Raw genomic sequence first — 6,955 nt, 5'->3', positions numbered from 1 at the left:
GCGAGCAGGGCGACACTGACGGTCTCTCCGCTGGTGAGCAGCATCGCCGCGGCCGGCCCGGGGGCGCGTGGCGCGACCTGGTCGAGCACCTGCCGCAAGCTGCCGGTGGTACCGGACATGGCGCTGACCACGACGACGACCGGTCTGCCGTCGGCCGCAACACGCGCCGCCACGTAGCGGGCGACCTCCCCGAAGCCGGTCAGGTCGGCGAAGACGGATCCGCCGAACTTCAGCACGGCGGGAGAGTCGTTCACGCGGCGGCGGACGTTCCGCCCAGCCATCCGTACCCCACCGCCAGCCCGACGGCCTGCACCGCGTTCAGCGCCGCCCCGACCCAGAGGTTGTCGGCGACGATCCACAGCCACACCGCCCGCGGGTCGTCCGGATCGACCCGGACCCGGCCCACGTGGACCAGCGCCCGGTCCTCGGGGCGCACGCAGGCGGTGCGCGGCATCGGGTAGCCCGGCCCGCCGCCGCGCCGGTGGACCCGCAGCCCCGGCGCGGCGGCCAGCACGTCCTCGACGGCGGCCGCCGTGACCGGCTCGCGCAAGGTGACGTGCACGGCCTCGGAATGGCAGTGGAAGACCGGCACCCGTACGGCGGTGGCGGTCAGCGGCAGCAGGGGCAGTCCCAGGATCCGGCGGGACTCCGCCACGAGCTTGCGCTCCTCGTGGCTGAATCCCGACACGTCCGCCGGCCCGATCTCGGGAATGAGATTGAAGGCCAGCGGCTGCCCGAAACGGCCGGGTTCCTCGGGCGGCCGTCCCGGGTCGGCCAGGAACGCGGCGGAGGCTTCGGCCAGTTCGGCCAGCCCGCGCACCCCCCCGCCGGACGCCGCCTGGTAGGTCGCCAGCACCACCCGGTCCAGTCCGGCCAGCGCGTGCAGCGGGTGCAGCGCCCGGACGAGCTGGATGGTCGAGCAGTTGGGGTTGGCCACCAGGCCGCTCGGCGGCCGCTGCCGCAGGACCTGCCCGTTGACCTGGGGCACGACCAGCGGAACGTCCGGCCGGCCCCGGAAGGCGGAGCTGTTGTCCACGACCAGGACCCCGGCGCCCGCGAGCCGTTCGGCCGCCTGCCGGCTCAACTCGGCCCCCGCGCACAGGATTGCCACGTCGACCTCCCCGGGATCGAGCCGGTCCAAGGTGGTCACCGGGTCCAGCGCGCGGGACAGGCCGAACTCGGCCGCCAGGTCGCGTCCGGCGCTGCGCGGCGAGGCCACCGGGACGACCCGGTCCACCGGGAAGGCGGCGTCGCCGAGCAGGGCCAGGCACTCGCGGCCGACCACTCCGGTGGCGCCGATCACCGCGATCCGCATCATGCGTCGCCTCGTCTCATCGGGGGGCGGGCCCGCGGAAGGCACGCCGGTAGGCCCGCGGAGAGGTGTCCAGGGCCCGGGTGAACTGGTGCCGCAGCGCCGCCGCGTTCACGAAGCCGGTCCGCGCGGCGATGGCCTCCACGGTCTCGTCGCCGCTCTCCAGCAGTTCCTGGGCGACCAGCGTCCGGCGTTCCAGCAGCCAGCGGTACGGCGTGGTGCCGGTCTCCTGGCGGAAGCGCCGGGCGAAGGTGCGCGGGGCCAGACCGGCCTGGGCGGCGATCTTGTCCACGGTCAGTTCCTCGCCCACGTTCTGCTCCATCCAGTACAGGACGTCGCCCAGATCCGCGTCACCGCAGCGGGCCGGCGGACGCTCGATGTACTGGGCCTGCCCCCCGTCACGGTGCGGCGGTACCACCATGCGGCGGGCGATGGCGTTGGCCACCTCGCTGCCCTGGAGCTTGCGGACCAGGTACAGGCAGGCGTCGATGCCCGCCGAGGTGCCGGCCGAGGTGATCACCGGGTCGTCGTCGACGTACAGCACCTCCGGTACGACCCGGGCCAGCGGATAACGCCGGGCCAGCGCGTCGGAGTAGCGCCAGTGCGTGGTGCAGTCGCGCCCGTCCAGCAGACCGGCCGCGCCCAGCACGAACGCGCCCACGCACACGCTGAGCACCCGCGCGCCGCGGTCCACCGCCCGGCGCAGCGCCGCCAGCAGTTCGGGCGGGAACTCCCGCTCGTGGAAGTCGTCGGCCACCGGGACGGCGATCAGGTCGGCCTGCTCCAGCCGCTCCAGGCCGTGCGCGGCGGAGATGGTGAAGCCCGGCACGGCCCGGACCGACCCCGATGCGTTCGACTCGGCGGCCACCAGGGCGAAATCGTAGCCGGGCAGGCCGTCGGCCCGCCGGTCGATGCCGAAGACCTCGCAGACGACGCCGAGTTCGAAGGGATGGACGTTGTCGAGCAGCACCGCGGCCACGTTGACCAGCCTGCCGCCGGCCATCAGGCGCTGAGGGGCTGGTCGAGGGTGATGGCGCCGCCGCGGATCCCGATCACCACGGCCTGGGTCCGGTCGACCGCGCCGAGTTTGGCGAAGACCGCCGACAGGTGGTTCTTCACCGTCTTCTCCGAGATGCTCAGCACATGGGCGGCACTGCGGTTGGACATGCCGCCCGCGATGGACAGCAGGACCTGGGACTCGCGGGCGGTGAGCAGCGACAGGGAGTGCCGGTAGCCCTGCACGGTCTCGGCGTCCGGATCGGGCCGGGGCGGCGGGGCGGACAGGTCGGCTGCCGCGCTGTCCAGGATGTCCTGGACCACCGCCAGCGCGAGGCGGAGCCGGTCCAGTCCGTCACTCAGCTCGGTACGGGCCGGTTCGGCGGGGGGCGGGATCACCGCTCCGCCTCGTAACGACGTGCCCTTGCGGGCCACGCAGGCACCGCCGCGGTGTCGGGACGCTGTTCGCACGGAACGCATGGTCCACCTCTTCAGGGCAGGATTCCCCCGTAGCCCGAGTGGGCGTCAGGTCAGTGCCGTCCGGATGGCAACGGTCTTGCCACGGCTGTACTCGCGCAGCGCCTCGAAGCCCTTCTCGACTCCGATGCCCGAGCGCTTCCAGCCCCCGAAGGGGAGTTCCACCCCGCCGGCCGCGCTGTAGTTGTTCACGAAGACCTGGCCCACCCGCAACTCGCGGGCCAGATGGTGCGCCGCGGCCAGGTCGCGGGTCCAGATTCCGGCGCCGAGGCCGTAACTGGTGTGCTCGGCCAGCCCGATCGCCTCGTCGAGCGTGCTGTACGGGGTGACGCACAGGACCGGGCCGAAGATCTCTTCGTTGAAGACCGTGTGCTTCGAGGTGACCTCGGCCAGGATCGTGGGTTCGACGTAGAAACCGTCCGCGTACCGGGACCCGGGGGGCACCGCGCCGCCGGTGACCAGCCGGCAGTCCTGGCGGCCCTGTTCGAGGTAGCCCAGGACCCGGGAGCGCTGCTTGGCGGAAATGAGCGGCCCCATGTCGGGATCGGTGTGACCCGGTCCGATCCGAAGGGCACGGAAGGCGTCCGCCAGACCGGCTATGAGCCCAACGTACACGGACTCGTGGGCGATGACGCGGCTGCCGGCCGAGCAGTTCTGCCCGGCGTGCTCGGTGATGGACCCGACGATCAGCGGCAGGGCCCGGGCCAGGTCGGCGTCGGGCAGGACGAGGTGCGCGGACTTGCCGCCCAGTTCCAGGGTGACCGGGACGATGTTCCGCGCCGCCGCGGTCATCACCAGCTCGCCGACCTCCCGGGAGCCGGTGAAGGCGAGGTGGTCGACCCCCGGATGACCGCTGAGCGCCGCGCCCGCCTCGTGGCCGTAGCCGGGCACCACGTTCAGCACGCCGGGCGGCAGGCCCGCCTCGATCGCCAGCTCGCCCAGCCGCAGCGAGCTCAGCGAGGCCTCCTCGGCGGGCTTGAGCACGCAGGTGTTCCCGGTCGCCAGCGCCGGGGCGACGGTGCGGGCCGCCACCTGCAGCGGGTAGTTCCAGGGAATGATGTGCCCGCACACGCCGTACGGTTCGCGCAGCGTGAAGGCCAGCAGGTCCGGGCCGTTCAGCACGGTCTCGCCGCCGAGCGCCTCGACGGTGCCCCCGTAGAAGTCGAAGTAGCGCGCGGCGACCTCGACATCGGTGCGGGCCTGGCTGATCGGTTTGCCGGTGTCCCGGCTCTCCAGGCCGGCCAGCGAGGAGAGCTCGGCGCGCAGCAGCGCGGCGATCCGCCGGCACACCCCGCCCCGCTGCTCGGCGGTGGTACGCCGCCAGGTCCGCTCGTAGGCGTGCCGGGCGGACTCCACCGCCTGCGCGACCTCTTCGGGGCCGCAGCGGGCGACGCGGGCGAAGGCGGCGCCGTCGGCCGGGTCCAGGCTGTCGATCCAGCCGGCGGTGGTCACCGGCCGCCCGCCGATCAGGGCCGGATACCGGGGGAGCCCGGCGGCCGGTGTCACGCCGCCCCTGCCAGCGAGGCGTCCAGGATCCGGCGCAGGTCGTCCGGGCCGGCCTGCCGGGGGCAGCACACCAGCAGCCGCTGCTGCTGCATCGCCCCTTCGACCAGGGCGGGCAGGTCGCGGTGGCCGTAGCCGAAGCTGCCGATGCCCTGCGGTCCGCCGGTGTCGGCGACGATCGCGCGCAGCGCGGCCGGCAGCACGTCCGCGCCGTTGGCCGCGGTGACGCCGCTGAGGTCGGCGCCCAGCAACTCCGCCGCGCGCAGGTGCCGCTGCGGGTCGGTGGGGTAGGTGAAGGTGAAGCCGGCCGCGGCGGTGGAGACCACCGCGGAGCCGTGCGGCACCAGCGGGCGGTCCACCTCGTAGCCGGGCGGACGGTAGTCACGGACCAGGCCGGCTACCGGGTAGGCGCAGGCGTGCGGCAGGTGGGTGCCGGCATTGCCGAAGCCCATGGCCGCGAAGCCGGCCGCCTGGCTCATGCCGATCCTGGCCTCCAGGTCCCGCGGGTTCAGGACGGCCCGGCGCAGATAGCGGCCCACCAGGACCAGGGCCTGCTCGGCCCACACGTCGCTGATCGGGTTGGCGCCGATGTACAGCGGGCGGTCCCCCGGCGAGGCGTAGGGCGCGCGGCGGTCGTACGGCCGGGCGGTGTACGACTCGCAGGCGTGCGTCAGCACGTCGTAGCCGGAGGACGCGGTCACCGCCGGCGGCACGGTGAGCGTGTGCAGCGGGTCGACCAGCGCGAGCGAGGGCCGCAGCGCCCGGTCGCTGATGCCGGTCTTCAGGCCCATCCCGGTGATGCCCAGGGCCACCATGGCGGTGCACTCGCTGCCGCTGCCGGCCGTGGTGGGCATCGCGATCAGCGGCTTGAGCGGGCCGGGGACGGCGGCGCCGCCCCCGATCGGCCGGTTGAGATAGTCGCGCACCTCCCGGCCCGGGTGACTGCCCAGCAGATTCAGCATCTTGGCGGTGTCGATGGTGCTGCCGCCGCCCAGGGCGACATAGCCGTCCACCCGCAGGTGCGCGAGTTCCGCCGCGGCCTCGGCGCAGCCGGTGTCGGTGGGCTCGATCCGGACCCCGTCGAAGATCTCGACCGCGATGCCCTCCTGTTCGATGAGCTTCGCCAGCCGGCGCGCCGACCCCAGCCGGGACAGCGCGGGATCGGCGACCAGCAGGACCGAACGCAGGCCCGCGCGGACCAGTTCGAAACCGATCTCCTCGCTCGCACCCACGCCGAATTTCAGCGCCGGCGCCTGCCAGGTAATGATCTGCTCAGTGGATTCCATGGGCGATCACAAGTCCTCCGGGACGGAAATAGCGGCAGCCTGCGGACGGCAGACCCCGCACTCACTTAAGTCAGCTTTTCCGGCGGCGGATATGAGGCGATGGTCCCAGAAGGCCACAGGGACGATGGGCCCATGGTGGCCGGCCGCCGCAGCTGTGATGGTGGAGGCGAACCAAGGGAAGCGAGGAGGATCGCATGACCGTACAGATCGACCCGGGCAAGCTCAGCCAGCTCGGAGAGGCCGTGGGCAGCACCTTCTGCCTGGTGACCAATCCTCAGCTCATCGACGAGTTCACGGTGGTGCGAGACGCCCCCTACGACAATTACCTGACGATACCCTTCAGCGAGGGCGACCGGTTCGAGGACCTGCTGGAAAAGGTCATCCCGGAGCCGGCTCATATCCTGGTCGTCTCACCGTACCGGTTCTTCCAGTCGCCCGACCCGGAACTGCTCGGCGGCCGGCGGAAACTGATGGCGATGGCGTGCAACTCGACGCCCACCACCATGAAGGAGATCCGCCATTTCCTCGGGGTGATGGAAGCCACCTCCGCCTCCGAACAAGGTGCCTTCTCCGACACCTTCTTCGAACTGGCCGAAGAGGCCGAGCATCTGCAGTACGTGGACCGCGTCCACGGCACCCGGGCCGTCCTGCAGCACCTGAGCGACGGACTGGTCTGGAACCAGCAGGCCGGGCCGCTCGAATGGGGGGACCAGCAGATCGTCCCCGCCGGAGAGATCAGCGTATTGCCGATCGAGATCACCGACTTCCACGAGGACCTGCACCTCCCCCTGGAGGGGGAGATCGTGCTGCGCGGCTACCCGATCCTGCACAACGGGACGCCGTCCTTCTCGCGGCTGGACCAGGCCCGGATCCACGGAAAGCTGGCAGCCATGCGGGAGCACGCCGTCAAGGCCACCGTGGTCCGCGGCCGGATCACCACGCTGGAGGCGCTGGATCCCGGCGCCGCCCCGGCCGTGGAGATGCTGGAGCAGATGTTCGCGGTCGACTCGCGCTACCGCATCGTCTGGGAGATCGGCCACGCGCTGAACACCTCCCTGGACCTGATGCCCGGCAACCACGCCATGAACGAGGTGTACGGCGGGACCGAGGGGTGCCTGCACATCGGCCTGGGCCTGACCCCGTTCACCCAGTACCACCTCGACATGATCGTGCCCGATACGAAGGTCCTCGGCAGCAACGGGACCGCGCTCATCGGGAACTCCGAACTCCCCACCGTGGAGCGGCTGGTGGGCGCTCACTGAGCGTCCCTCACTCGCCGGCGGACCGGGGCGGCAGCACATCGCGCACCACAGAGCAGGAAGGAGACCGCCATGATTGCGACCAAGAAGATCGAGGTCAAGAAGAACGGCAAGTACCTGGG

The 6,955-nt window shown here is 72.1% G+C and carries 6 protein-coding genes and 1 pseudogene; 1 reads left to right on the top strand and 6 read right to left on the bottom strand.

The window, feature by feature from the left end; translation table 11 throughout:
• The 6 genes and pseudogenes from GA0115240_RS03750 to GA0115240_RS03725 all read right to left on the bottom strand — a co-directional run.
• Window positions 1-254, bottom strand: a pseudogene (locus GA0115240_RS03750) (aspartate kinase); the annotation flags it as partial.
• On the bottom strand, window positions 251-1,318 hold the full coding sequence (locus GA0115240_RS03745) for an aspartate-semialdehyde dehydrogenase (RefSeq protein ID WP_093735211.1): 1,068 nt from the start codon (window positions 1,316-1,318) through the stop codon (window positions 251-253). The pseudogene GA0115240_RS03750 and the gene GA0115240_RS03745, both read right to left, overlap by 4 nt.
• 13 nt (window positions 1,319-1,331) lie before the next feature.
• Window positions 1,332-2,315, bottom strand: coding sequence for a GlxA family transcriptional regulator (locus tag GA0115240_RS03740; protein ID WP_093735210.1), 984 nt, complete (start codon window positions 2,313-2,315; stop codon window positions 1,332-1,334).
• Window positions 2,315-2,779 carry a helix-turn-helix domain-containing protein gene (locus GA0115240_RS03735; protein WP_176724976.1) on the bottom strand — a complete coding sequence of 155 codons (465 nt, stop codon included), beginning with the start codon at window positions 2,777-2,779 and terminating at the stop codon, window positions 2,315-2,317. The genes GA0115240_RS03740 and GA0115240_RS03735 overlap by 1 nt, the downstream gene beginning before the upstream one ends.
• A 54-nt stretch (window positions 2,780-2,833) precedes the next feature.
• Entirely contained in the window at window positions 2,834-4,291 is a 1,458-nt protein-coding gene (locus GA0115240_RS03730) for an aldehyde dehydrogenase family protein (protein ID WP_256069528.1), read from the bottom strand.
• Complete coding sequence (locus GA0115240_RS03725; RefSeq protein WP_093735208.1) at window positions 4,288-5,574, bottom strand: hydroxyacid-oxoacid transhydrogenase; 1,287 nt, start codon at window positions 5,572-5,574, stop codon at window positions 4,288-4,290. Before GA0115240_RS03725 ends, GA0115240_RS03730 begins: the two co-directional genes overlap by 4 nt.
• A gap of 194 nt (window positions 5,575-5,768) precedes the next feature.
• Between GA0115240_RS03725 and GA0115240_RS03720 the strand changes: the two genes are divergently transcribed.
• Window positions 5,769-6,836 carry a hypothetical protein gene (locus GA0115240_RS03720; RefSeq protein WP_093735207.1) on the top strand — a complete coding sequence of 356 codons (1,068 nt, stop codon included), beginning with the start codon at window positions 5,769-5,771 and terminating at the stop codon, window positions 6,834-6,836.
• Window positions 6,837-6,955: the final 119 nt, after the last annotated feature.

Source organism: Streptomyces sp. DvalAA-14, assembly GCF_900091855.1.
Lineage (GTDB): Bacteria > Actinomycetota > Actinomycetes > Streptomycetales > Streptomycetaceae > Actinacidiphila.
The sequence above is the reverse complement of the archived record's forward strand: the minus strand, read 5'-3'. Positions and strand labels throughout refer to the sequence as shown.

What these genes read in the sequence shown, in the direction of transcription:
- GA0115240_RS03745 (WP_093735211.1), bottom strand. Translation starts at nt 1,318, where the DNA reads ATGATGCGGATCGCGGTGATCGGCGCCACCGGAGTGGTCGGCCGCGAG.
- GA0115240_RS03740 (WP_093735210.1), bottom strand. Translation starts at nt 2,315, where the DNA reads ATGGCCGGCGGCAGGCTGGTCAACGTGGCCGCGGTGCTGCTCGACAAC.
- GA0115240_RS03725 (WP_093735208.1), bottom strand. Translation starts at nt 5,574, where the DNA reads ATGGAATCCACTGAGCAGATCATTACCTGGCAGGCGCCGGCGCTGAAA.
- GA0115240_RS03720 (WP_093735207.1), top strand. Translation starts at nt 5,769, where the DNA reads ATGACCGTACAGATCGACCCGGGCAAGCTCAGCCAGCTCGGAGAGGCC.